This window comes from Cobetia sp. SIMBA_158, assembly GCF_046566945.1.
Lineage (GTDB): Bacteria > Pseudomonadota > Gammaproteobacteria > Pseudomonadales > Halomonadaceae > Cobetia > Cobetia amphilecti.
The window spans coordinates 1-231 of sequence record NZ_JAWJYL010001211.1 but is presented as its reverse complement, the minus strand read 5'-3'; the positions used below and the strand labels follow the sequence as shown (position 1 = coordinate 231).

Here is a 231-nt window from a genome sequence, read left to right as displayed (position 1 = left end):
CACCGTGATCGGCGATCTGGTGCTGTGCTGCCCGGTCGTCGAAAAGGAAGCGCGCGAGCAGAACAAGCCGCTCGCGGCCCACTACGCGCACCTGCTGGTCCACGGCGCGCTGCACGCGCAAGGCTCCGACCACGAGACGGGCGCCGCTGACGCCGCCGAAATGGCAGCGCACGAACCCGCCACGCCCGCGCCGCGGGGCCTCCCCACCCCGCACCCCTCACCGCCGTCGGC

Annotated in this window: 1 protein-coding gene; it reads left to right on the top strand. The window is 74.0% G+C overall.

Annotation, left to right across the window (positions count from 1 at the left end):
- Window positions 1-231 (top strand): rRNA maturation RNase YbeY (gene ybeY, locus R2R70_RS23575; protein WP_410979430.1); only part of this gene is annotated, 231 nt, incomplete at both ends.